Source organism: Streptomyces spinosisporus, from assembly GCF_022698145.1.
In the GTDB taxonomy this organism is placed as follows: Bacteria; Actinomycetota; Actinomycetes; order Streptomycetales; family Streptomycetaceae; genus Streptomyces; species Streptomyces spinosisporus.
The window spans coordinates 1-452 of sequence record NZ_JALDAX010000071.1 but is presented as its reverse complement, the minus strand read 5'-3'; the positions used below and the strand labels follow the sequence as shown (position 1 = coordinate 452).

General features: G+C 68.8%; 1 pseudogene. It reads left to right on the top strand.

Going from position 1 to position 452, the window contains the following annotated elements:
• Positions 1-452, top strand: a pseudogene (locus MQN93_RS43750) (hypothetical protein); the annotation flags it as partial.

Sequence of the window (452 nt, the reverse complement as noted above, 5' to 3'; positions counted from 1 at the left end):
CTCGCCTACAACGAAATCCGCGTCCCCGGCACCAAAGTGACCCTCGCCCCGGCCAACGCGACCAAGGTCAATCTGCCGACCTGGGCGTGGCTGGACGGTGCCGCGTTCAAACCGGTGTCCGTCACCGCCTCCATCGACGCGCTCGGCATCTCCGCCACGACCACCGCCGAACCGGTCTCCCTGAAGATCGAACCGGGCACCTCCGACGCGCAGACGTACCCCGCTTCCGGCGTCTGCGAGATCCACGACGGCAAGATCGGTGAGCCGTACGCCAAGGGCAAGGCCGACCAGACCCCGCCGTGCGGCGTGAAGTACCTGCGCTCCTCGGGCAACGGCACCTACCCCCTCAGGGCCACCATCACCTGGAAGATCCACTGGACCGGCTCCGACGGCACGGGCGACGACCTCCCCGACGGCACCTTCGGCGCCACGCAGGACGTCACCGTCCAGGA